Consider the following 23638-nt stretch of genomic DNA (forward strand, 5'->3'; position numbering starts at 1 on the left):
ATGAACAAAGATCAAGCTGACGGTAACTGGAAGCAGTTTAAAGGTAAAGTGAAAGAGAAATGGGGTAAGCTGACTGACGATGACCTGACGGTTATTGAAGGAAAGCGTGACCAACTGGTCGGTAAAATCCAGGAGAAATACGGCTATCAGAAAGAGCAGGCTGAGAAAGAAGTGAAGGCCTGGGAAGACCACAGCAAATATCGCTGGTAGTCACATCACTAAATGGAATTAATCTGATATCGATACAAATGATTCGAATTTCTGCATGCTAGAATAATCACTATTAATTAAATAAGCCTCATATCGGTTGTTTAACTAAATTTATTATTCAATCATCTTTGATGATGCATGTTAATAATAGAGTCTATATTAGGATTTTCATTGGAATGATTGTTTGTATCGACGCGACACAAGGATGTGTCTCATATTTGCTGGTCATGGCTAATATTAAAAATAAGGCTGCCGTGATATCGACGACAGCTTAAACGAGATTCTTGGGCGTTGCTCTCTTTTGCCTCAATCACTTCTTTTTTGCCACAATTGAGTGGTCATGATCGCAATGATCATGGCTTTCACACGCTTCGATTACCCCGCATTCAGCACATAAACCATGCGCTTCAACCACACTATGACGCAGCGTAAAACCAGACTGTTTTGCTAATTGTGCCAATGCTTCTTCGATACCCACCGTAGTACGTTCAGTCACTATCTTGCACCTATCGCAGATAAAGAGGGCTGAGGTGTGGGTCGGCTCTTCAAAATGATGGCACAACACATAGCTGTTAGCTGATTCAACACGGTGGATAAACCCTTGTTCCAGCAAGAAGTCTAATGCGCGATAAACTGTCGGAGGCTTAGCCTGAGGCTCAGATACGCGCAGCAAATCCAATAAATCGTAGGCACTGATTGCGCCGGGCTGTTGTGCCATGAGGCGCAATACTTCAAGACGTTGCGGTGTCAGCCGGACGTTACGTTGTTGACACAAGCTTTCAGCTTGAGCCAGCAGTTTTTCCTGATTGATAGGGTTCATCATATACATCCCGCCGCAGTCGAATTGAAGGGATTTTACCATATTTACTGTTAATCGCCGATAGATGAAAAGGCGCAGGGTTGGCGAGCATCGCAATTTTGTCTTTTTAACTTCAATACTGGCCTGATATCGAGTTCTTCGTGTTACTAGACTGCCTAACCATCATGGCGAGATTTTACGGCGTGAGCGCTAAATTAAAGCGAACAAACCGAGCTGAATGGCTCGATTTGTTCATTTTTAGTTAGTATTAGAAACTATATTTGACGCCCAACATCACTGACGTATCGCTGTAACCATTGTTACCGATTTGCTGACCAACATTACTCCATAGATTAACGTTTTTATTTACCTTTCCTTCTACGCCGAGCTTCAGCTCCGCAATATTTGCGGCGCCTTCTTGCTGAACAATTGCAGTATCCATTCTTGTACCAAAATCTTTCGTATTATGGATCCAGTTGGCTTCGACGAAAGGTTGAATAACGTGTTCTTTATTCTGGTCACGGTAGTGATTCATAAAGGCTTTAGCCCCTAAGCGGGTTTGGATATTCCCCTCACCTTCGCTAGAAACGCGAGTGCCATTAGCTTCCTTGTGGTCATCAGCTTTTATCCCCATCCAAGTCACCTGCGCCTTCGGTTGGATGTAATAACGCGTATTTTTCGCTGCATTTTCGCCAACATTGAAGGTATAACCACTTTCAATTGAAGCGGTAACGCCCTTGGATTTATACTCTTCGGCCGCTAGGTCTTGGCCATTCACCGTGTTATTAAACCAACTATATTGTGCCCAGCTATCCACATATAGACCGGTTTTATCGGTGTCATTGGCAAACCAAGTACCATATAAACCCGTACTGTAACCGTCGACGGAGCCTTTTGCGCTATAGCCGGAGATACGTGAGTCCGTAGTACTACTGCTATTGCCATAACCGGCCATGACGCCTAGATGGAAACGATCTTTATCGTTATTGCTCCACTGAGCAATATCGCCACCAATTTGAAGGACATAACGATTCGTTCGAGTATCGAGTTGGCCGTTAGTATCACGGGAGCGATTATGCCCACCTTCGTTGCGCATCCACATACTGGTGACTTTTTGCTCGCCAGTGAACGCATCAATGTAGTGACTTTCCCCTAACCGGTCATGCAGGCGAGTAGAAAACATATTATTGGCCGCAGCTAAGTTAGCACTATAGGCTCCCGCTTCTGGGCGTTCAATTCTTGGTCCAAGAGCGGTACCTTCATCTGGCGTTAAGCCGCCACCACCACCAGGGCCTGGGTTGACTGAAGCTAGTGTGCTGTTTAGATACCAATTATTGGCATTGGCATCCAGACCACGGTTTAAATAATAATCATAGGCGCCAGCAATAATGCGGCCGCTTTGAATGAATTCACCATCAGATGAACCTGTAACACTGATTAACTCAATACCATTGAGCGTTTGCGCTCCGCTTCCGCCCAAATTGTTAACCTGAACATAAGTCGTTCCTGATGTATTACCCTGAACATTGAGTTTGTCTGTCACTGAAACATCAGCAGCTAATACACCATTCATATTCAGCAATCCATTGTTGCCGATATAATCTCCGATGATGTTCAAGGTATTTCCACCACTACCGCCAAAATTAACAACTCCTGCATGGTTGAGTGACTTTAGTGTTTGGCTGTAACCATTCAAATCCAGAGAACCCGCAGATTGAGTGATGAAATCTGAGAGGCTGCTGAAAATATTATTCGCCGTGGCTCTAATTGCACCACCATTGACAGAGGTTGTCCCGCTGTAGTGACTTGTATCAGACAAACTCAGAGTCCCTGCACCGTCTTTATTTAGGGTCGTGGTACCGTCTGCTGTCAGGTTATTTAAGGTAAGATTTACGCCAGCATCGGTATTGATCGTACCTGTCAATCCAGATGCAATATTAAGGTTAACATTCTCTGTATCGGCAACAGCCCACAAAGTATTATTGGTTCCACTGAGCATATCAAAAGCATGGTCTGTGCCCAATGTACCGGATGTTAATCTAACGGTGCCTCCATTCATCTTAAGATGAGCATTAAAAGTACCTCCTCCTGACGCTATTGTCATAAAACCATTATCCGAGAGTGTTAAGTCGGCGTTATTATTAACGTGACCCACAAGTGTTCCACCACTCAGACTAGTAGCATCTCCGGCAAAGGTTAATAAATTATTGGCACCACTGATATTACCAATTCTACCGCCAGATATATTAAGGATATTACTATTACCAAACATGCCAGCAATAAAGCCATCGGACATATTATTAATTTGGGTGTTGCCATCCATAATGCTAATGGTACCACCCAATAAATTACCGATTTGAGCATTGTTACTCATCATGAAAATCGAACCACCAGACATGTTAGCAACGGTATGAGATACATTAAAGTTACTGAAATCATCTCCTTCTACAATATTGGTGATTGTTGAGTCTACATCAATTGCATTGGCAGAAGACGCCGATAGTATGCCGAAGATCGCTGCTGCTATCGGCGTGAAGAGAGGTGTTTTCATAAATAAAACCCACATTAGTTAATATTGGTTTCGATATTAATCAGTACTATTTTATTTTAAATAGGACTTTAAACTAAAATTTGTGGGAATTTTCCGACATTTATTTCTTTATTGGAATTAATGTTCGTCCAGTGTTAATTAAGTTAATTTATTAGGGCTAATTAAAACTTATTGTATGGGTTTATAGATGAAAGTGTGGTCACTGATGTGGGGTTCAATAAAATATGATTGACTATATTATTCAAATGTTTTTATTTTGTGAGTATCTAAAGAAGTTGTATTGAAACTCTACTTGATAATTGGAATTAATGGAATATACATTATTTATTCTTCTGAAATTTTTTTAGATATTTTTTTATTATTGAAAGAGATAGAGTCGAGAGCAAATACTCTAGTTATTCAAAACTTTAAGTTTACTAATATGACCTGCCGTTTAGTCATCGGCGCGAAGATTTTTTTCTGTGTTATAGTAGGCGATGCTTTTCCCTTATCACTATTCCAGTGACCTCTAATTGAGGTGTGCTGAGAAGAAATAACACGACAAAATGACCCAGAATGCACGAAAATAACACACTGACAAATTCAGCTATAACAAGCGATCATACTGATTTTAAAAGCGGTTTTCCGCTACAGAGGTTCTCCGTCGCGCCGATGCTCGATTGGACTGACCGCCATTGCCGCTATTTCCATCGCTTACTCACTAAGCAGACGTTGCTCTATACCGAAATGGTCACCACCGGTGCCATTATTCATGGTAAAGGCGATTATCTGGCTTACAGCGAACAGGACCATCCTGTTGCGCTACAACTGGGTGGCAGTGACCCACAGGCTTTAGCACTGTGTGCCAAACAGGCTGAGCTTCGCGGATATAACGAAATCAACTTGAATGTAGGCTGCCCTTCCGATCGCGTGCAAAATGGTCGCTTTGGTGCTTGCTTAATGGCAGAAGCGAGTCTGGTGGCTGATTGTATTAAGGCCATGCGTGATGTGGTGTCTATTCCGGTTACCGTGAAAACCCGTATCGGGATTGACGACTTGGATAGCTACGCGTTTTTGTGTGAGTTTGTGCAAACTGTTGCTGAGCAGGGTGGGTGCGATATCTTCACCATACACGCTCGAAAAGCTTGGTTATCAGGGCTGAGCCCGAAAGAAAACCGTGAAATACCGCCGTTAGATTACGAACGTGTTTATCAGCTCAAACGTGATTTTCCCGCACTGACCATCGCCATTAATGGTGGGGTGAAAACATTGGCTGAAGCCAAAGAACACCTGAAATACCTTGATGGGGTGATGATGGGGCGTGAGGCTTATCAAAACCCCAGCATTCTAACGCAAGTCGATCGTGAGCTGTTTGATCCTAATGCTGAGGTGGTTGATAGCGTAAAAGCTATTGAGGCGCTCTATCCTTACATCGAACAGGAATTGTCACGAGGTGCCTATCTTGGCCACATTACCCGCCATATTTTAGGTATTTTCCAGGGCGTGCCCGGTGCGCGTCAGTGGCGTCGCCATCTCAGTGAGAATGCACATAAGCCCGGTGCGGATGTCTCCGTCGTCGAGCAGGCGTTGGCCCTTGTCACTCGCCCGCAGTCTAATTCACTATCCGCAGTCTAATTCACTACAAGTTAGTTAATTTGACCATGCCTATCCGTTTGTTCGGATAGGCCGTATTTAATTTATTTCTATTAAATTCAATGCGTTAACTTTAATCATTAGATTGGCACGTTTCTTGTAATACTCTCGATAAAACCCTGCTTGTGCCGCGATCTTTGTCGCGCGATGCAAGGGCAATAAACAATGAGTAAGGAGCTCGCCATGTTTGAAATTCTATTTGTTATCGGTTTTTTCATCATGCTCATGGTGACCGGCATTTCATTATTGGGAATATTTGCGGCTTTGCTGGTCGCTGCGGCTTTTATGATGGTCGGCGGGTTATTTGTCATGATGATTAAGTTATTGCCATGGTTGGTTCTAGCGATCGTTGTCGTTTGGTTATGGCGTTCGATGCAGAAACCGACAGTCAGGCGTTACTGATTATTTTGCTTTCTTGCGTGAGCGATCACAGCCTGAAAGTTTAGTGATGCAAATTGTCGTGAAAGCGTATTTTTTCTCAGGCGTGCTTGCTAGGATGCTACCCGATACGATTCGGTATCACTTTTTCATCTCTGCTAGAGGCAAGAAATAGCCGTATAAACGGCACTGTTACCAAAACAGATCGGCTTCTGACAGATTATCCAGCTGTACCCCTACATATGCATCAAAGAAAGCAAGGGCTCCTAATCAGGAGCCCTTTATTTTTATCGCGAGATTAACTCAAAACGACTTAGCAAATTAAGGGATCAGCAGGCTAGACCCTGTTGTTTGGCGGCTTTCTAATATTTCATGGGCACGACGAGCATCCCGCAACGGGAATTGCTGGTTTTTAGCCACATCAACATTAATGGCACCGCTCGCGATCAGTGAGAACAGTTCATGACTGGCGGTTTCCAGCTCTTGTCGATTGGTCACGTAAGCATTGAGTGATGGGCGTGTCACATACAGCGCACCTTTCTGATTCAGCGTCGCGAGGTCAATACCGGTCACAGGACCCGAAGCATTCCCGAAGCTGACCATTAATCCCCTGCGTTTGAGGCTGTTGAGTGAGTCCTGCCACGTACTTTTCCCAACCGAATCATAGACAACACCCACTTTCTCACCATGGGTCAGTTCAACCACCCGCTCAGCGATATTTTCAGTGCGATAGTTAATGGTGGCCCAAGCGCCTGCCGCTTTGGCTAACTCTGCTTTTTCATCCGACCCCACGCTGCCAATCAGTTTTGCACCGAGCGCTTTTGCCCATTGGCAGGCAATTAACCCGACTCCCCCTGCGGCTGCGTGGAACAAGAACACTTCGCCGGGTTTGATTTCATGAGTTTGGCGCAATAAGTATTGGACTGTCAGCCCTTTAAGGAATGACGCAGCCGCTTGCTCGAAAGAAATCTGCTCGGGAAGCATAGCAATTTTTTCTGCGCTAACATTATGCACTTCGCTGTAAGCACCCAGCGCTGATTGAGCATAAACCACTCGGTCACCCACTTTAAGGGTCTTCACCGATGAACCCACTTTCACCACGACGCCAGCCGCCTCCGTTCCCAAGCCGCTAGGTAGGTGAGGGGGTGGATAAAGCCCGCTGCGAATATAGGTATCGATATAGTTAATGCCGATTGCTTTGTTTTCAACCTGCACTTCGTCAGCTGTGGGATCTGCCGGTGAAAAATCAAGGTATTGCAACACTTCTGGCCCACCAGTGGTGTTAAATTGAATACGCTTTGCCATATTAGCTCCTCGACGTAGATGTATTTTCACCCTACAGGGTTCTGGGTAGGTAGCCAAGATCTTGCGTGTAGAGATTCGTGATTGATTTATCGGTTACCTGCAACTCCAATTACTTTGGGTATATACTAGGTCGCTATAATTTCTATTCGTCATTTTTTCTATTCGCAACAAAGGTAAAGAACACTCTTCATGGCCGCAAAAAAACCAACCAACAATACGACAGAGCCACGAGACCGCCAGATGGAAGGGCTGAAGCTCCCGCCGCATTCGCTGGAGGCAGAGCAGTCCGTGTTGGGCGGTTTGATGCTGGATAACGAACGCTGGGACAACGTGTCAGAACGTGTTGCCAGTAATGACTTTTTCAGCCGTCCGCATCGCCGGATCTTTACCGAAATGCAGCGCTTACTGGAAAACAGCAAGCCAATTGACCTGATCACGCTATCTGAATCATTGGAGCAAAAAGGTGATTTAGACTCGGTGGGGGGCTTTGCGTATTTGGCGGAGCTATCCAAAAACACGCCAAGTGCGGCGAATATCGGTGCCTATGCAGATATCGTCCGTGAACGTGCCGTTGTGCGTGAGATGATCTCGGTGGCGAATGAAATTGCCGACGCCGGTTACGATCCCCAAGGGCGTAGCAGTGAAGATTTACTGGATTTGGCGGAGTCCAAAGTTTTCCAAATTGCAGAGAGCCGAGCCAATAAAGATGAAGGTCCAAAAAGTGTCGACCAGATTCTAGAAGCGACGGTGGCACGTATTGAGCAGCTCTATCAGCGGCCCCATGATGGTGTCACTGGTGTCTCGACCGGCTTTTCTGATTTAGATAAAAAGACGGCAGGTTTGCAGAAATCGGATTTGATCATTGTGGCGGCCCGTCCATCGATGGGGAAAACTACGTTTGCGATGAACTTGTGCGAAAATGCCGCGATGATGCAAGAAAAACCGGTATTAATCTTCAGTTTGGAGATGCCCGGCGATCAGATCATGATGCGTATGCTGGCGTCACTATCACATGTCGATCAGACTCGCATTCGTACTGGCCAACTTGATGATGAAGATTGGGCGCGTATCTCCAGCACCATGGGGATATTGATGGAAAAGCGCAATATGTACATCGATGACTCCTCTGGCCTAACACCGACGGAAGTACGCTCTCGTGCACGGCGTATTTTCCGTGAACACGGTGGCTTAAGCCTGATCATGATCGACTACCTACAATTGATGCGGGTGCCATCGCTTTCCGATAACCGCACCTTGGAAATTGCCGAAATCTCACGCTCTCTCAAGGCGCTCGCGAAAGAGCTACAAGTTCCTGTGGTTGCGCTGTCGCAGCTTAACCGTAGCTTGGAGCAACGCGCCGATAAACGCCCCGTCAACTCCGACTTACGTGAATCTGGCTCAATTGAGCAGGATGCCGACTTAATCATGTTTATTTACCGTGATGAGGTTTATCACGAAAACAGTGATGAGAAAGGGATCGCCCAGATTATTTTGGGTAAACAGCGTAACGGCCCGATCGGTTCTGTTCGACTGAAATTTAATGGTCAGTGGTCGCGTTTCGATAACTACGCAGGCCCACAATACGACGACGAATAGTCAATCCCCCTCATTCGTGAAACCGCAGGGGTTAACTGCGTCCACTTGCTGTGAGCCAATAACACTAATTTCTTTACATATATAATTGATAATTAAGGATAAGAAATGAAAGCGGCAACTGCAGTCATTGACCGCCGCGCTCTGCGACATAACTTGCAACAGGTGCGGCGTATGGCGCCGCAAAGCCGCCTGATTGCCGTTGTGAAAGCAAACGCTTATGGCCACGGGTTATTGGAAATTGCGCATACGTTGCAGGATGCTGATTGCTATGGTGTTGCGCGTATTAGCGAAGCGCTGATGCTGCGTTCTGGCGGCATTGTCAAACCTATCTTACTGCTGGAAGGCTTTTTTGCCGCAGAAGACCTGCCCATTCTGGTGGCGAATCGCATTGAAACAGCAGTGCACAGTATTGAGCAGTTGGAAGCGCTGGAAGCCGCGAGCTTACCCGCCCCCATCAATGTTTGGATGAAACTGGATACTGGGATGCATCGTTTGGGCGTTCGTCCTGAACACGCAGACGCTTTTTATCAGCGTTTAAGCGCCTGTCGCAATGTGGTCCAGCCGATCAATATCATGAGCCACTTTAGTCGCGCGGATGAACCAGAAGTCGATACCACTCACCAACAACTCCGCTGTTTTGATGCCTTTGTCGCCGATAAGCCCGGTAAACAGTCGATTGCCGCCTCCGGCGGTATTTTGTTGTGGCCAGAGGCGCATCGTGATTGGGTTCGCCCTGGGATTATTCTCTACGGTGCTTCGCCGTTGGATCAACCCCATGCTAGCCATTTTGGCTTGCAGCCCGCGATGGCCTTGAAATCCAGTTTGATTGCGGTACGTGAACATAAAGCCGGTGAACCTGTGGGTTATGGTGGCACTTGGGTCAGTGAACGAGATACGCGGCTAGGTGTGGTGGCGATTGGTTATGGTGACGGCTATCCTCGTAGCGCGCCATCGGGGACACCGATGTGGATCAATGGGCGTGAGGTTGGCATTGCTGGCCGAGTATCGATGGATATGATTTCAGTCGATCTTGGGCCGGATGCTAACGACAAAGTCGGGGATGAAGTCTTGCTCTGGGGGGCAGAATTGCCCGTAGAGAAAATTGCAGCCTGTACCGGTATCAGCGCCTACGAATTGATCACTAAGCTGACCTCCCGCGTAACGATGGAATATTTAGGGGAATAAGGTAAGCTGCATAAATATATGCGGTATACGCTAAATCGTTGGTAGGTGGCAACGCGAATGATTTAGCGTATTGACGACGATTATCGATAAAGGAGTGCAGCACCGTGTTCCAACATGTTGACGCCTACGCAGGTGACCCAATCCTTTCACTGATGGAAAGTTTTAAAGCCGACGGCCGAGCAGACAAGGTCAATTTGAGCATTGGGCTTTATTACAACGAATTGGGTGAAATCCCGCAAATGCAGGCGGTAGACGTCGCTGAAGCACAATTGAACGCTCAGCCCCATGGAACCCCAGTCTATTTGCCGATGGAGGGTTTGCAATCCTACCGCACTGCGATTCAGCAGCTTCTCTTTGGTCGCGAGCACCCGATACTGGCTCAACAACGCGTGGCGACGATCCAAACGGTAGGCGGTTCTGGTGCTTTAAAAGTCGGAGCTGACTTCCTTCATACTTATTTCCCTGATTCGCAGGTCTGGGTGAGCGATCCTACTTGGGAAAACCATGTCGCGATTTTCGGTGGCGCAGGTTTCAAGGTAAATACCTACCCTTATTTTGATGACGAAAAGCTGGGCGTCAAATTCGATCAAATGCTGGCCACATTGCAGCAATTACCCGCCAGAAGTATTGTTTTGCTGCATCCTTGCTGCCATAACCCCACTGGCTCTGATCTGACGAATGCACAATGGGATCAGGTAATTGAAGTGGCTAAAGCGCGGGATCTGATCCCATTCCTCGATATTGCTTATCAGGGATTTGGCGCTGGGTTGAATGAAGATGCTTATGCCATTCGCGAGATGGCTGCTGCGGGATTGCCGTGTTTAGTTAGTAACTCCTTCTCCAAAATTTTCTCTCTCTATAACGAGCGGGTGGGTGGCCTGTCTGTGGTGTGTGAAAGTGCAGACGTAGCAGGCCGTGTGTTGGGGCAACTGAAAGCGACGGTTCGCCGTAATTACTCCAGCCCACCAAACTTTGGTGCGCAGGTGGTTTCCAAAGTGCTGCATGACAACGCGTTACGTGCCCAATGGGAAGCGGAAGTCGAACAGATGCGTTTGCGGATTATTGAAATGCGCAGCACACTGGTACAAGCCTTGAAAGCATCGCTGCCAAATCGCAATTTCGACTATTTGCTGCAACAGCGAGGTATGTTTAGCTATACCGGTTTTAGCGCAGCGCAGGTTGATCGCTTGCGGGAAGAGTTTGGTGTGTATCTGATTGCCAGTGGCAGGATGTGCATGGCAGGTGTCAATCACGGCAATGTTCAGCGGGTTGCTGCGGCTTTTGCTGCCGTGCAATAACTGAGTGATCGAGGCGCAGATACTGCGCCTTTTTCTTATCTATTTCTCCCGTCTTTTTTCTTCCACCTTTCCGCAACTTACCCTCGTCTCTTGTCTATTTTACCGCGAGTTCATGGCTGTAAATCGATTAAAGAATATACTCATTAGTGTTGGCTGATTTATGCCAAATGATCATTCATCGCTCACATTAAATCTTCCACAATAGGTGCAAGCTACCACTTCAGCATGTTGCTGCATCAATGGAATGAATCGTTGAAAGCGTATGGAATGAATCGCTTATGAGGCCTTTTCGCCAGTCGGTATAGGCCCATTACAGGAGATTACCAATGAATAATTCCGCACTATTGGAGTACTGCATGTCTAAGCCCGGCGCTGAGCAGAGCGATCATGAGGCATGGCAGGTCAATCAAATTAAAGTCGCAGACGTGATGTTCGCCATGATGGGGGAAACCAAGGGCCGACCGTCAATTTCATTAAAAACTAGCCCAGAACTGGCGGAGAGCTTACGGGAGAAACATCCGGATATCGTGCCGAGTGAACACTTGAATAAAGCGCACTGGAACACGGTGTTTCTGGATGGGGAGCTACCGAATTCGCAGTTTTATTCGTTAGTCGATTGCTCTTATCAGTTGGTGTTGCAGGGACTACCGGAACAGAGACGTCAAGCGTTAGCGGTTTGAGTTTAGCCCTCCACCCTTAATGTTATGTCATTGAAGCTATAAGAGCTGATTGCCTAACTCGCCCTCAGAGTCGTGAGGGATAAAGGGGGTGGGATAAACTTGTGTAGCGCGTGAAAACACCAGAGGCAATGAATTGCCCCTGAGTGCTTTTTTGCGTTTTACTTCGGTTGTAGCATCGGCTTGAGGAAACGAGCCGTATGGGATGCGGCGCATTGTGCGACGGTTTCTGGCGTGCCTGAGACTAAAATCTCGCCACCACCACTGCCACCTTCTGGCCCTAAATCGACAATCCAATCTGCTGTCTTAATCACATCCAGATTATGCTCAATGACCACAATGGTATTGCCCTGATCCCGTAACTGATGCAGCACCGCCAGGAGTTGCTGGATATCAGCAAAATGCAGGCCAGTCGTCGGTTCATCCAGAATATATAAGGTCTGACCGGTGCCGCGTTTTGACAGTTCACGCGATAATTTAACCCGCTGGGCTTCCCCACCAGACAAAGTGGTCGCCGATTGCCCCAGACAAATATATGACAAACCAACATCCATCAACGTTTGCAGCTTACGTGCCAGTGCTGGCACGGCGTCAAAGAACTCACGCGCCTCTTCGATAGTCATTGCCAAGACTTCGTGAATGCTCTTACCTTTGTACTTCACTTCCAGCGTTTCACGGTTATAACGCTTCCCTTTACACTGGTCACAAGGCACATAGATATCGGGTAGGAAGTGCATTTCGACTTTAATCACCCCATCACCCTGACAAGCCTCGCAGCGACCCCCTTTGACGTTAAAGCTGAAACGGCCCGGTGTGTAACCGCGAGCGCGTGATTCAGGTACACCGGCGAATAATTCCCGGATAGGCGTAAAGATACCGGTATAGGTCGCAGGGTTTGAGCGCGGAGTACGGCCAATTGGGCTTTGGTCGATATCGATAACTTTATCGAAATGCTCCAACCCTTGGATTTCGCGGTAAGGTGCTGGCTCATTGTTGGTTGCACCATTTAATCGGCTCTGCGCGATGGGGTAGAGTGTATCGTTGATCAACGTCGACTTACCTGAACCAGAAACACCGGTAATACAGCTAAATAGCCCAACCGGCAGGGTAAGGGTGACATCTTTCAGGTTGTTGCCGCTCGCCCCAATCAGTTTTAATACTTTACTGGGATCACCGGCAACGCGTTTAGCTGGGATCTCGATTTCTCGCTTGCCACTCAAGAATTGACCGGTCAAAGAGTTTGGCGCAGCCATGATGTCATCTACGGTGCCTTCTGCGACCACTTCACCACCGTGTACACCGGCTCCTGGGCCAATATCTATCACATGGTCTGCGGCGCGGATCGCATCTTCATCATGCTCTACCACAATGACGGTATTACCCAGATTACGCAGGTGAATCAGTGTTTCCAACAAACGCTCGTTATCACGCTGGTGCAAGCCAATGGATGGCTCATCCAGCACATACATGACGCCAACCAAACCTGCGCCAATCTGGCTCGCTAAGCGGATGCGCTGTGCTTCACCCCCTGACAGGGTTTCGGCCGAGCGTGACAATGACAGATAATTCAGCCCGACGTTGACCAAGAATTTGAGGCGGTCACCAATTTCTTTCAGGATTTTCTCGGCAATCTGCGCTCGTTGGCCACTCAGTTTCATGTCTTGGAAGAAACTCAATGCATGGCCGATACTCAGTTCGGAAATCTCGGGCAACGTGGTGTTTTGTACGAAGACGTAACGTGCTTCTCTGCGCAGACGCGTACCGCTGCATGAAGCACAGGAACGATTACTGATAAATTTTGCCAACTCTTCGCGCACTGCACTGGATTCCGTCTCTTTATAACGGCGTTCCATATTGTGCAGCACCCCTTCAAAAGGATGACGGCGGACGGTGGTATCACCCCGATCGTTAATGTATTTGAACTCAATGGTATCTTTGCCGGAGCCGTACAACACGGCTTTTTGTATCGTGGCGTCTAGTGAGTCAAAGGGGGCTTCGATATCAAACTTATAATGATCCGCCAGTGAGCGTAGCATCTGGAAATAATAAAAGTTACGGCGATCCCAGCCGCGAATCGCGCCACCGGCCAGCGATAACTCAGGATTTTGCAGTACGCGATCAGGGTCAAAGAACTGTTGTACGCCGAGGCCATCACAAGTCGGGCAGGCACCTGCGGGGTTGTTGAAGGAGAACAGGCGCGGTTCCAACTCGCTCATGCTATAGCCGCAAATTGGGCAGGCAAAGTTGGCGGAGAATAACAATTCTTCAGCCTGAGGATCGTCCATATCGGCGACGACAGCCGTGCCGCCAGATAGCTCGAGTGCCGTTTCAAATGATTCAGCAAGACGCTGCGCCATATCGTCACGTACTTTAAAGCGGTCGATAACCACTTCGATGGTATGTTTCTTTTGCAGCTCTAACTTGGGTGGGTCTGACAGATCGCAAACCTCGCCGTCGATTCGTGCTCGGATATAGCCCTGCATCGCCAGATTTTCCAGCATTTTGGTATGTTCGCCTTTGCGATCTTGTACCACGGGCGCGAGTAGCATCAGGCGGCGGCCTTCAGGCTGACTTAAAACATTATCGACCATCTGACTGACGGTTTGTGCCGCCAACGGGACATCGTGATCAGGGCAACGTGGTTCACCGACGCGGGCGAACAGCAAACGTAGATAGTCATGAATTTCGGTGATGGTCCCCACGGTGGAACGCGGGTTATGGGATGTCGATTTTTGCTCAATGGAAATGGCCGGTGACAGACCTTCAATATGGTCGACATCCGGTTTTTCCATCAGCGATAGAAATTGGCGCGCATAGGCAGAGAGAGACTCAACATAACGGCGTTGCCCCTCGGCATACAGGGTATCAAAAGCCAACGAGGACTTGCCTGAACCCGATAGGCCGGTGACAACAATCAGTTTGTCGCGCGGGATGATCAAGTTGATATTCTTAAGATTATGGGTGCGAGCGCCCCGAACTTCGATATTATCCATTCAAACACTTCCCGGATGTAGACTGAGCCTCTCACCGTGCCATTTTCGCGTTTAGCCCCACGAACTTTGAAACCGCAGGGTATTGACATCGTGCCTGTAACAACAATGACTTAGGCGTGAGGGAATTGCCCATTTGCCATAAAAATCACTGTGTTAAGTTGCCAGTAGGCACACGTTTACAACGCCGAAAAAAGGGCACGGCCAGTACGAAACGGATAATTATGACACAAAAAAACCTGAATGGATATCCAGTATCCGAGTACAATTAAGACAGATAGCGTGATAAATCTGTAATGCATTACGCAGTTATGATCAGTTGTGCCGTTTGGTGGTTCGCGTGTTAAACTGACTCGTTTATACTGTACAAAATTTACTTCATCAGGAGAGTTCACATGGCCAGCAGAGGCGTAAACAAAGTGATTTTGGTCGGGAATTTGGGCCAAGACCCGGAAGTCCGCTACATGCCTAACGGCGGGGCTGTTGCCAATATCACCCTGGCCACTTCCGAAAGCTGGCGTGATAAAGCAACCGGCGAGCAAAAAGAGAAAACGGAATGGCACCGTGTCGTGCTGTTCGGCAAGCTGGCTGAAGTCGCGGGTGAATATCTGCGTAAAGGCTCTCAGGTCTATATCGAAGGCGCATTGCAAACCCGCAAATGGCAGGACCAAAGTGGTCAAGAGCGCTACACCACTGAAGTTGTGGTTAACGTTGGCGGTACTATGCAAATGTTGGGTGGTCGTCAAGGCGGTGGCGCACCAGCAGGTGGTTCACAGCAAGATGGCGGCGCGCAAGGCGGTTGGGGTCAGCCTCAGCAACCACAAGGTGGTAATCAGTTCAGCGGCGGTCAAACTTCACGCCCTGCTCAGTCTGCCCCAGCAGCTCAGCCACAAGGCGGCAATGAGCCTCCAATGGATTTTGACGACGATATTCCGTTCTAACATTATTCCGTTCTAACATCGCGCTAAAAACATTTAGCCACTGCTTCGATAAAAGCCCCGCAAATTTGCGGGGTTTTTTTATATTTATCGCCGAAACATTCCTCTTAACTCGACTGTATTCCATGGCTAAGTGGATGTTAGGAAAAAGTAAAAATTCTAAAGTGCTGTACCGAGTTGCCGATAGAAAGAACTTAGCCAGTTATCAGGGGTAGTGGTTGGCTAAGGCGCGCCGTGCAATGCGTTTGCGGCGGATGACAAAATGCATAAGGGAATAGACATGTCTGTAGCAAAAATCATATTTATCACATCAGTTTTGGGCGCGTCGATAGGCAGTAGTGTTGCTGCAACGACGTTAACCGCTAGCCTTATTGAGTGTAATCCACAGTTTTTCCAGGCGCTTTATCAGCACCGTGCTGAGTTAAAAAAAGTTGTCCGTGTGGAAGATGATAAAAAGGCAAATGCATGGGTGCCAGTGAAGGATAAAGATGGCAGGATTGCTTACTTTACCCAGACCATACGCGATGGTGATTTCACGCTCTCTGGCTATTACGAGCAGAGTAATGACCTCGGGGAATTAGGGAAATACTATTTCTGGGGACTACTGATCAACGAGCCGGTTGAGAAAGTGATTGCCTTGACACCAGAACTTAAGTGGCAGAAGAACAGCGACACTTATATCACGCATGCGCAAATAAAGATCAACCCGTCCCAACCTTGGCAGCCTAATCCTACTGCTGTCGATGGTATTGCTCCTGCTAAAGATAGCGCAGAAAAAATCGTCATGCTCGACAGTAAAAAGGGTAAATCTTTACTGAGTTGCTCCATTCAGGGCAACATTAGCAGGGCGCTGCTTCTCCAAGAACGGCCTGATATCGCCGCAGGGAATGAATAATGAAACCTCTACTGATGATTATCGCAATAGCGCTGGTCACTGGCTGTGCGCCGCAGACACAAAAAGTAGAGAACAAACCGCCTCATATGGCCAAATTGGTTGATAATAAAGAACTGACGACTTATCTATCATTTGAAAGCCTGTCCCTCTATAACGGCAATCCCCACCTGCGCCAATTTTACTTAATTAATAACTATAAGCAGCCGAGTGTTATCTCCAAGGATAAAGGGATTACTATACGTAGCTCGCATGCCATTAATGTCGTCAATTGTGAGCGGTTAGAAAGAGCGGTATTCGACAGAGTTTATTTTTCTGAGACTTTCGGTAAAGGGAAAGTCATCGCTAAGCGTGAGAGTATTGGGCAATGGGAAAGTTTCCCTGAGAACTCGATCGCCGGAATTATTCGCGAAATGGTCTGTAAAATTCCGGCCGAAAAATTAAAAAGCCTATCGTTGAAAAATGACCAACAACCGTTGATTGATTGAGTTATCGCCACGGGCAGTGTTCTCTCTGCCCGTTTACCGAGTTTGAACCGATTTATCATCGCTTAATAACCCCGGAAATTCTTTTATCACTATAATCAATACTCTGATATCCATCATAAGGAGCTTGATTATGGTCATTGTTCACCATTTAAATAATTCACGTTCACAGCGTATTTTGTGGATGTTGGAGGAGTTACAAGTCCCCTATGAATTAAAGCGCTATCAGCGCGATGCCGGCAGTTTGTTGGCCCCGCCTGAATTGAAAAAAGTGCACCCGCTGGGTAAATCACCGGTGATCACCGATGGCGATCTGACGTTAGCGGAATCGGGGGCAATCCTCGAATATTTGCAAGAAGCTTATGATGCTCAGGGGCTGTTTAAGCCTACAGGTCATTATGATCGGCAGCAGTTTCGCTACTGGATGCACTACGCCGAAGGTTCTTTGATGCCTCTATTGGTGATGAAACTTATCTTTAGTCGATTAGGTGGGCCACCCGTACCCTGGATTATTCGCCCGGTCGCCAAAGCGCTGGGTGATGGGGTGCAGAAAAATTACCTGAATAAGCAAATTGCCACACATCGCGATTATTTGGAGCAGCATCTCACTCAACATAAGTGGTTTGCTGGCAGTGATTTCAGTGCAGCAGATATCCAAATGAGTTTCCCTATCGAAGCCATCAACAGCCGTGGCGGCCTTGAGGGTTTCCCCAAACTGCAAAATTTCTTAGCGCAAATTCATGAACGCCCTGCTTATAAACAGGCAATTGAGAAGGGCGGTGCCTACACTTTGGAACGCTGATCCCCCGTGATTTAGCACTAAAGGTCGCGGACGGTTAACAGGTGTGAGGCTGCTCACACTTCCGTTCGACCTCAAATTAATGCTTCTGGACAAATTAATGTTAAAAAAGGCATTAAATGTCGCGATCTGATGTTGATTAGTCGCCGCAAATAGCTGGATAATCGTTTGCCTTAAATAACATCTGCCCTAAATCTCGATTTTATTTCAGTCATGCGTACTTCCAGCTAATCGTTTGCTATTTTCCCCGCCATCTTGGCGTTGGGTGAGTTGACGAGTTAATCGGCAGGGACGGAAACGATTACGTATGGAATGGGCGCTTGGCTTGCTGACTACTTTAAAATGACACACAGGGGACATAACCATGTCTAGCACCAATCCTCAAGCGAACTCGGCAGCAAAGCCAAAAGGTTCACTTGATGCATTTTTCAAGATGAGTGAACGTGGCAGTAATGTACGCCAGGAAGTGCTGGCCGGTCTGACGACCTTTTTGGCCATGGTCTACTCGGTTATCGTGGTGCCGAGCATGTTGGGCAAAGCTGGTTTCCCGCCAACAGCCGTATTTGTGGCGACCTGCTTGGTTGCAGGCTTAGGTTCTCTGCTGATGGGGTTGTGGGCCAACTTACCGATGGCTATTGGTTGCGCCATCTCATTGACCGCGTTTACCGCATTCAGCTTGGTGTTGGGCCAACAAATTAGTATTCCTGTGGCATTGGGCGCGGTATTCCTGATGGGGGTACTGTTCACCATTATCTCCGTCACCGGTATCCGTTCGTGGATATTACGTAACTTGCCTATGGGCGTGGCGCATGGCACCGGTATCGGTATCGGCCTGTTCTTACTGCTGATTGCAGCCAACGGTGTCGGTCTGGTCATCAAAAACCCTATCGAAGGTTTGCCAGTGGCGCTGGGCGCATTTACCTCTTTCCCAGTGATCATGACGTTATTGGGTCTGGCGGTGATTTTCGGTTTAGAAAAACTGCGAGTGCCGGGCGGCATTTTGCTGGTGATTATCGGTATTTCGGTTATTGCTCTGATCTTTGACCCAAGTGTGACGTATCAAGGGTTGTTTGCGATGCCAAGCTTGGCGGATGCTAACGGCAATTCTTTGATTTTCAGTCTCGACATTATGGGCGCGTTGAAACCTGTGGTATTGCCAAGTGTCTTGGCCTTGGTGATGACGGCGGTGTTTGATGCAACGGGTACGATTCGTGCGGTTGCGGGTCAAGCTAACTTGCTGGACAAAGACGGCCAGATTATCAGTGGCGGTAAAGCACTGACCTCTGACTCCGTCAGCAGCATCTTTGCTGGCTTAGTGGGCGCAGCGCCAGCGGCGGTTTATATCGAATCCGCAGCAGGTACGGCGGCAGGTGGTAAAACGGGCCTGACAGCGACCGTGGTCGGTGTGCTGTTCCTGCTGATGCTGTTCCTCTCACCGCTGTCCTATTTAGTGCCAGCCTATGCCACTGCACCGGCGTTGATGTATGTGGGCTTGCTGATGCTGAGTAACGTGTCCAAGCTGGATTTCGACGACTTTGTAGATGCGATGTCGGGCCTGCTGTGCGCCGTGTTTATCGTACTGACCTGCAATATCGTGACGGGTATCATGCTGGGCTTCAGTTCATTGGTGATTGGTCGTATCTGTTCCGGCGAATGGCGTAAACTGAACTTGGGTACCGTCATTATTGCCGTGGCACTGGTGGTATTCTATGCCGGTGGCTGGGCAATTTAAGCCCACACAAATGGTTATTAGTTTGCTTATCGGGGGCTCTCTGCCCCCGATACTATTTCCCATCTCACTTTAACCCCACATTCTTTGTTTTTTCCTGCGTTCTGTTACAGGTTTTTCCCCGCTGAATAAAAAAGTGATCTACTATCAAAAGCGGCGCTTTGGCCCTGTCTACGGGTAAGTACAAGCAAGTTTTATGTTGAGCAGTATTGAGTTGAGTCTAAGGAAAGCATGGAAATCTTTTTTACAATCCTCATTCTGATTTTGGTGGTATCGCTCTCCGGCGTTGTCACCCGAATGTTACCGTTCCAAGTCCCACTCCCTCTGATGCAAATTGTCTGTGGTGCCTTATTGGCTTGGCCTCACTTTGGTTTGCATGTCGATTTTGACCCCGAGTTATTCTTGGTGCTGTTTATTCCGCCACTGCTTTTTGCCGATGGCTGGAAAACACCGACGCGTGAATTTATTCATCATGGGCGAGAAATATTAGCACTGGCACTCGCGTTGGTACTGGTCACTGTGGTGGGGATTGGTTATCTGATCCACTGGATGGTGCCGGGGATCCCACTGGTGGCGGCCTTTGCACTGGCGGCGGTATTGTCGCCAACCGATGCGGTGGCGTTGTCCGGCATTGTGGGTAAAGGGCGTATACCGAAATCGATTATGGGCGTACTGGAAGGGGAGGCATTGATGAATGACGCCTCCGGTCTGGTGGCGCTGAAGTTTGCCATTGCGGTTGCCATGGGCACCATGGTGTTTACCGTGTCCGGCGCAACATTGGAATTCCTGAAAGTCGCTATTGGTGGCTTGTTGGCCGGTGTTGCGGTCACCTGGCTATACAGTAAATCGCTGCGTTTGATGAGCCGCTGGAGTGGCGATGATCCGGCAACGCAAATTGTCTTGCTGCTGCTATTACCGTTCGCTTCTTACTTGATTGCCGAGCATATCGGTGTCTCCGGTATCCTAGCTGCTGTGGCGGCGGGGATGACCATCAGCCAGTCCGGCGTGATTCGTAACGCCCCACTGACAATGCGGTTACGTGCTGATAGCGTCTGGTCGATGCTGGAATTTGTGTTTAACGGCATGGTGTTCATTCTGTTGGGTCTGCAATTGCCGGGGATTCTGGAAACCTCGATTGTGCAGGCAGAGCTTGATCCGACTATCCAAACGTGGAATCTGTTTGCTGACGTTGCCATCATTTATGGGGCATTGCTGGTGCTGCGATTCGGCTGGTTATGGTCGATGAAAAGAATCAGTAAGCGTTTTCTGGGCAAGCGACCACTCGAATTTAACAAATACACCACGCGCGAGTTGTGGGTTGCGTCATTTGCTGGGGTGCGTGGGGCGATTACGCTAGCGGGTGTGCTGTCGATTCCGTTATTCCTGAGCGATGGTTCAGCTTTCCCCTCCCGTTATCAATTAGTGTTTATCGCCACCGGCGTCATTTTGTTATCGGTCATTGTTGGGGTGATTGCCTTGCCACCATTACTGCGTGGCGTGGTCATGGCCGATAAGAGTGTTAGCCGTGAAGAGGTTCGTTTTGCGCGGGCGGCCGCGGCGGAAGTGGCCATTGTCAGCTTAAATAAAATGGAAGAGCGGTTGGCGGCCAACAGTGAGGAAAACATTGATCCAGAATTGCTCAAAGAGGTCAGTTCACGGGTGATCGGTAATCTGCGGCGGCGCACGGGCAGTAAGGATGAAATCGAGAACACCTTATTTGTCGAAAATCTGGAGCGGCGTTTCCGCTTAACAGCATTACGGGCAGAACGTGGTGAGCTGTATCACCTGCGCGCCACGCAGAAAATCAGTAACGAAACCCTGCAAAAGCTGCTGCACGATTTAGACTTGTTGGAAGCGCTGTTGATCGAGAAAGAAGGTTAATTCGATCGACAAAGCAGGCTAATCCTCTTTCAATCCGGCGGCTATTCAGTCGCCGGATTTACTTCTACTTCCCCCTACATCCACCAATGAACCATTAGGCCAAAATTCACGGCATCGGCTGATCCACGCTTGTGCGCTGTGAGAGAGATAGCTGCCTTGTCGCCAAATCAATCCCAACTGCCATGGCATCAGCGGTGTTAAGGGCAGCCATAGCAATGCCTTCTTATCCAGCCGCTGGCAAATGGGTTCCGGCAAAATAGCGATCCCAATATTGGCTTGTACCATGGCAGCCAAAAAGTCCCACTGACCGCTGCGAACGGCGATTTTGGGCGTAAACCCAGCGGCCGTGAAAGCATCCATTAACTGGCGATAGAGCGCGAAATCCTCGTTATAAATCAGAATCGATTGATCGGCTAATTCGGGAATACTGATGGAGGTACGGTTGAGCCAAAATGCCGTGCGTGGCACCACCACACAAAGTGGATGGCTGAACAGGGGCAATGTGGTCAGCGGTAAATCTACACCGGCGGGTAAGGCCGTTAGGGCTAAATCCAATTCGCCGGACAACACCGCTTGTTGCACCGTTAAGCCACCAAATTCTGAAATTTGCAGTTCCACGCCGGGATAACGCTGACGAAATTGACTGATGAGGACGGCCATTTGTGTGCCAACCATGGGCGGAATGCCTAAACGCAACTTGCCCTTTTTTAACGAACCAATATCTTCTAGCTCGGCTTCCAACTGCTGAAATTGGTCGAGGATCGCTAATCCCCGTTGATAAACTGCCTCCCCACTGTCGGTCAGATGTAAACGACGGCCCTCGCGAATCAACAAGCTGCACTCAAGTTCTTCTTCCAGATTACGCAGCATTTTGCTGATAGTGGGCTGGGTGACAAAAAGCTTTTCTGCCGCCCGCGTGAAACTCTGTTGGCGCACCACTTCCACGAAATAACGTAGTGTTCTGATATCCATCAGGTTTTCCTGTTAGTCAGCGAGCTATCGCTGAGAATGCAAAGTATGCCATTTAGGCATGATTACGATGATTTTAATTCATTTTTTGCAAGGTTGCCTGCGGCCTATACTGAGCACTAGCAAAAATTCCCCACTGAGGTTTCTCATGTTATTGGCGTTACGCAGTTTTGCGCCGTCGGTCATCACGCGTTTACAGGTGCTAGTTCAGGTCGCGCTCTACGCAGGACTATTTATCATTTCTGATCAGCTGGTTAGGGTCTTTCATCTGCCTTTGCCCGCCAATATCGTGGGCATGATATTGCTGTTGGCAATGATTATGCTGCGTATCATGCCGGTGCGATGGGTTCAGGCGGGGTCGCGCTGGCTATTAGCCGAAATGCTGCTGTTTTTTGTTCCAGCGGTGGTAGCAGTGGTGAATTATGCCCAGTTAATTCGGGTTGATGGCTGGAAGATTTTTGCGGTGATCGCGGTGAGTACCTCGTTAACCCTCGCCGCTACGGGGTTAGTGGTTGATCGCGTCTACCGTTTTGAGGTGTGGCTGCAACGCCGCAAATCTAATCGCCATGAATGACCTCATGATCAGCATCGCCTGTTTTCTGGCGACATTGGTACTCTATTTTGCCAATAAAAAGCTCTATCGCCGCCATCGTTCATTGTTACTGATGCCGTTGGTGCTGACGCCAATGGTTTTGGTGTTATTGCTGGTGGTCACCCATATCTCTTATCAGGATTATATTGGCGAGACACATTGGTTACTGTGGCTATTGGGGCCAGCTACCATCGCGTTTGCGGTACCTGTTTACGAGAATTTGTCGATTATTCGCCGCCACTGGTTATCACTCAGTGCAGGGGTGATCACTGCGGTCACCGTGGCAGTGGTCAGCTCGGTATGGCTGGCGAAGTTCTTAACGCTATCCGAAGAGGTACAACGCAGTCTCGCCGTGCGCTCGATCACGACACCTTTTGCATTAGAAGCGGCTAAACAGCTGGGTGGGCAACCTGACTTAGTGGCGCTATTTGTGGTGATTACGGGGGTGTTTGGTATGGCGGTGGGAGACTTACTTTTCTTGCGCTTATCAGTACGCAGTGGGTTGGCAAAAGGCGCGGGTCTGGGGGCATCCTCCCACGGTGCAGGGACCGCGAAAGCCTATGAAATGGGATCGCAGGAGGGCGTCGTGTCCAGCTTGGTGATGATGTTAGCCGGTATTATCACGGTGATCGGCGCGCCACTGATGGGTCACTTATTGTGGTAATGGCTGGGTATTGTGGTAATAAAAAAGGGTGAGGTTAACCTCACCCGAAAATCCTCAATGAAAACTCC

20 protein-coding genes are annotated in these 23638 nt (G+C 48.3%); 15 read left to right on the forward strand and 5 right to left on the reverse strand.

Going from position 1 to position 23638, the window contains the following annotated elements:
- A complete protein-coding gene (locus tag DA391_RS01580) occupies positions 1-210 on the forward strand; it encodes a CsbD family protein (protein ID WP_004391853.1) in 210 nt (69 codons plus the stop codon).
- A gap of 310 nt (positions 211-520) precedes the next feature.
- Here DA391_RS01580 and zur read toward each other — a convergent pair whose 3' ends face one another.
- Together zur and DA391_RS01590 are read right to left on the reverse strand one after the other, a co-directional pair.
- A complete protein-coding gene (gene zur, locus DA391_RS01585; RefSeq protein ID WP_050082930.1) occupies positions 521-1030 on the reverse strand; it encodes a zinc uptake transcriptional repressor Zur in 510 nt (169 codons plus the stop codon).
- Positions 1031-1277: 247 nt separating this feature from the next.
- Positions 1278-3560, reverse strand: a complete 2283-nt coding sequence (locus tag DA391_RS01590; protein WP_050286675.1) for an autotransporter outer membrane beta-barrel domain-containing protein — start codon at positions 3558-3560, stop codon at positions 1278-1280.
- A 555-nt stretch (positions 3561-4115) separates the two neighbouring features.
- Here DA391_RS01590 and dusA point away from each other — a divergent pair.
- Together dusA and pspG are read left to right on the forward strand one after the other, a co-directional pair.
- Positions 4116-5174 carry a tRNA dihydrouridine(20/20a) synthase DusA gene (gene dusA, locus DA391_RS01595; protein ID WP_050082926.1) on the forward strand — a complete coding sequence of 353 codons (1059 nt, stop codon included), beginning with the start codon at positions 4116-4118 and terminating at the stop codon, positions 5172-5174.
- Positions 5175-5375: 201 nt separating this feature from the next.
- Positions 5376-5594: an envelope stress response protein PspG gene (gene pspG / locus DA391_RS01600; protein WP_042806916.1), complete on the forward strand. Its 219-nt coding sequence runs from the start codon at positions 5376-5378 to the stop codon at positions 5592-5594.
- A 297-nt stretch (positions 5595-5891) separates the two neighbouring features.
- Here the strand turns inward: pspG and DA391_RS01605 are convergent, their stop codons facing one another.
- On the reverse strand, positions 5892-6875 hold the full coding sequence (locus tag DA391_RS01605) for a quinone oxidoreductase (protein ID WP_108087281.1): 984 nt from the start codon (positions 6873-6875) through the stop codon (positions 5892-5894).
- A gap of 189 nt (positions 6876-7064) precedes the next feature.
- Between DA391_RS01605 and dnaB the strand changes: the two genes are divergently transcribed.
- The 4 genes from dnaB (at position 7065) to DA391_RS01625 (ending at position 11634) form a co-directional block, all read left to right on the forward strand.
- Positions 7065-8471 carry a replicative DNA helicase gene (dnaB, locus tag DA391_RS01610; RefSeq protein ID WP_019212322.1) on the forward strand — a complete coding sequence of 469 codons (1407 nt, stop codon included), beginning with the start codon at positions 7065-7067 and terminating at the stop codon, positions 8469-8471.
- A gap of 105 nt (positions 8472-8576) precedes the next feature.
- Complete coding sequence (gene alr, locus DA391_RS01615) at positions 8577-9656, forward strand: alanine racemase (protein ID WP_057650743.1); 1080 nt, start codon at positions 8577-8579, stop codon at positions 9654-9656.
- Positions 9657-9760: 104 nt separating this feature from the next.
- Positions 9761-10954, forward strand: coding sequence for an amino acid aminotransferase (locus DA391_RS01620; protein WP_050286674.1), 1194 nt, complete (start codon positions 9761-9763; stop codon positions 10952-10954).
- A 326-nt stretch (positions 10955-11280) separates the two neighbouring features.
- The gene (locus DA391_RS01625) at positions 11281-11634 is read left to right on the forward strand and encodes an MmcQ/YjbR family DNA-binding protein (RefSeq protein ID WP_019212325.1); all 354 of its coding nucleotides are present in this window, start codon (positions 11281-11283) and stop codon (positions 11632-11634) included.
- A 158-nt stretch (positions 11635-11792) separates the two neighbouring features.
- On the opposite strand, the gene uvrA is transcribed toward DA391_RS01625, so the two are convergent.
- Positions 11793-14624, reverse strand: coding sequence for an excinuclease ABC subunit UvrA (gene uvrA / locus DA391_RS01630; protein WP_050082920.1), 2832 nt, complete (start codon positions 14622-14624; stop codon positions 11793-11795).
- A 392-nt stretch (positions 14625-15016) separates the two neighbouring features.
- Between uvrA and ssb1 the strand changes: the two genes are divergently transcribed.
- The 6 genes from ssb1 (at position 15017) to DA391_RS01660 (ending at position 21345) form a co-directional block, all read left to right on the forward strand.
- Entirely contained in the window at positions 15017-15562 is a 546-nt protein-coding gene (gene ssb1 / locus DA391_RS01635; protein WP_019212327.1) for a single-stranded DNA-binding protein SSB1, read from the forward strand.
- A gap of 277 nt (positions 15563-15839) precedes the next feature.
- Positions 15840-16454: a hypothetical protein gene (locus DA391_RS01640; RefSeq protein WP_050082963.1), complete on the forward strand. Its 615-nt coding sequence runs from the start codon at positions 15840-15842 to the stop codon at positions 16452-16454.
- Positions 16454-16939, forward strand: coding sequence for a surface-adhesin E family protein (locus DA391_RS01645; RefSeq protein ID WP_050082918.1), 486 nt, complete (start codon positions 16454-16456; stop codon positions 16937-16939). Before DA391_RS01640 ends, DA391_RS01645 begins: the two co-directional genes overlap by 1 nt.
- A gap of 130 nt (positions 16940-17069) precedes the next feature.
- Complete coding sequence (locus tag DA391_RS01650; RefSeq protein ID WP_050082917.1) at positions 17070-17738, forward strand: glutathione S-transferase family protein; 669 nt, start codon at positions 17070-17072, stop codon at positions 17736-17738.
- Positions 17739-18099: 361 nt separating this feature from the next.
- Positions 18100-19467 (forward strand): NCS2 family permease, encoded by a 1368-nt coding sequence (locus DA391_RS01655; protein ID WP_050082916.1) that lies wholly within the window; start codon positions 18100-18102, stop codon positions 19465-19467.
- Positions 19468-19695: 228 nt separating this feature from the next.
- Positions 19696-21345 (forward strand): Na+/H+ antiporter, encoded by a 1650-nt coding sequence (locus DA391_RS01660; RefSeq protein WP_050082915.1) that lies wholly within the window; start codon positions 19696-19698, stop codon positions 21343-21345.
- Between the two features lie 45 nt (positions 21346-21390).
- Here DA391_RS01660 and DA391_RS01665 read toward each other — a convergent pair whose 3' ends face one another.
- Entirely contained in the window at positions 21391-22317 is a 927-nt protein-coding gene (locus DA391_RS01665; RefSeq protein WP_108087282.1) for a LysR family transcriptional regulator, read from the reverse strand.
- A gap of 145 nt (positions 22318-22462) precedes the next feature.
- On the opposite strand from DA391_RS01665, the gene DA391_RS01670 reads away from it, so the two are divergent.
- Both DA391_RS01670 and DA391_RS01675 read left to right on the forward strand, forming a co-directional pair.
- Positions 22463-22888: a CidA/LrgA family protein gene (locus tag DA391_RS01670; RefSeq protein WP_108087283.1), complete on the forward strand. Its 426-nt coding sequence runs from the start codon at positions 22463-22465 to the stop codon at positions 22886-22888.
- Positions 22881-23570: an LrgB family protein gene (locus DA391_RS01675; protein ID WP_108087284.1), complete on the forward strand. Its 690-nt coding sequence runs from the start codon at positions 22881-22883 to the stop codon at positions 23568-23570. The genes DA391_RS01670 and DA391_RS01675 overlap by 8 nt, the downstream gene beginning before the upstream one ends.
- Positions 23571-23638: the final 68 nt, after the last annotated feature.

Origin of the sequence: Yersinia massiliensis (genome assembly GCF_003048255.1) — a bacterium.
Classification (GTDB): Bacteria; Pseudomonadota; Gammaproteobacteria; order Enterobacterales; family Enterobacteriaceae; genus Yersinia; species Yersinia massiliensis_A.

Bases quoted from the DNA above. Each gene is read 5' to 3' on its own strand.
- DA391_RS01580 (WP_004391853.1), top strand. From the start codon at position 1: ATGAACAAAGATCAAGCTGACGGTAACTGGAAGCAGTTTAAAGGTAAA.
- zur (WP_050082930.1), bottom strand. From the start codon at position 1,030: ATGAACCCTATCAATCAGGAAAAACTGCTGGCTCAAGCTGAAAGCTTG.
- DA391_RS01590 (WP_050286675.1), bottom strand. From the start codon at position 3,560: ATGAAAACACCTCTCTTCACGCCGATAGCAGCAGCGATCTTCGGCATA.
- dusA (WP_050082926.1), top strand. From the start codon at position 4,116: ATGCACGAAAATAACACACTGACAAATTCAGCTATAACAAGCGATCAT.
- pspG (WP_042806916.1), top strand. From the start codon at position 5,376: ATGTTTGAAATTCTATTTGTTATCGGTTTTTTCATCATGCTCATGGTG.
- DA391_RS01605 (WP_108087281.1), bottom strand. From the start codon at position 6,875: ATGGCAAAGCGTATTCAATTTAACACCACTGGTGGGCCAGAAGTGTTG.
- dnaB (WP_019212322.1), top strand. From the start codon at position 7,065: ATGGCCGCAAAAAAACCAACCAACAATACGACAGAGCCACGAGACCGC.
- alr (WP_057650743.1), top strand. From the start codon at position 8,577: ATGAAAGCGGCAACTGCAGTCATTGACCGCCGCGCTCTGCGACATAAC.
- DA391_RS01625 (WP_019212325.1), top strand. From the start codon at position 11,281: ATGAATAATTCCGCACTATTGGAGTACTGCATGTCTAAGCCCGGCGCT.
- uvrA (WP_050082920.1), bottom strand. From the start codon at position 14,624: ATGGATAATATCGAAGTTCGGGGCGCTCGCACCCATAATCTTAAGAAT.
- ssb1 (WP_019212327.1), top strand. From the start codon at position 15,017: ATGGCCAGCAGAGGCGTAAACAAAGTGATTTTGGTCGGGAATTTGGGC.
- DA391_RS01640 (WP_050082963.1), top strand. From the start codon at position 15,840: ATGTCTGTAGCAAAAATCATATTTATCACATCAGTTTTGGGCGCGTCG.
- DA391_RS01645 (WP_050082918.1), top strand. From the start codon at position 16,454: ATGAAACCTCTACTGATGATTATCGCAATAGCGCTGGTCACTGGCTGT.
- DA391_RS01650 (WP_050082917.1), top strand. From the start codon at position 17,070: ATGGTCATTGTTCACCATTTAAATAATTCACGTTCACAGCGTATTTTG.
- DA391_RS01655 (WP_050082916.1), top strand. From the start codon at position 18,100: ATGTCTAGCACCAATCCTCAAGCGAACTCGGCAGCAAAGCCAAAAGGT.
- DA391_RS01660 (WP_050082915.1), top strand. From the start codon at position 19,696: ATGGAAATCTTTTTTACAATCCTCATTCTGATTTTGGTGGTATCGCTC.
- DA391_RS01665 (WP_108087282.1), bottom strand. From the start codon at position 22,317: ATGGATATCAGAACACTACGTTATTTCGTGGAAGTGGTGCGCCAACAG.
- DA391_RS01670 (WP_108087283.1), top strand. From the start codon at position 22,463: ATGTTATTGGCGTTACGCAGTTTTGCGCCGTCGGTCATCACGCGTTTA.
- DA391_RS01675 (WP_108087284.1), top strand. From the start codon at position 22,881: ATGAATGACCTCATGATCAGCATCGCCTGTTTTCTGGCGACATTGGTA.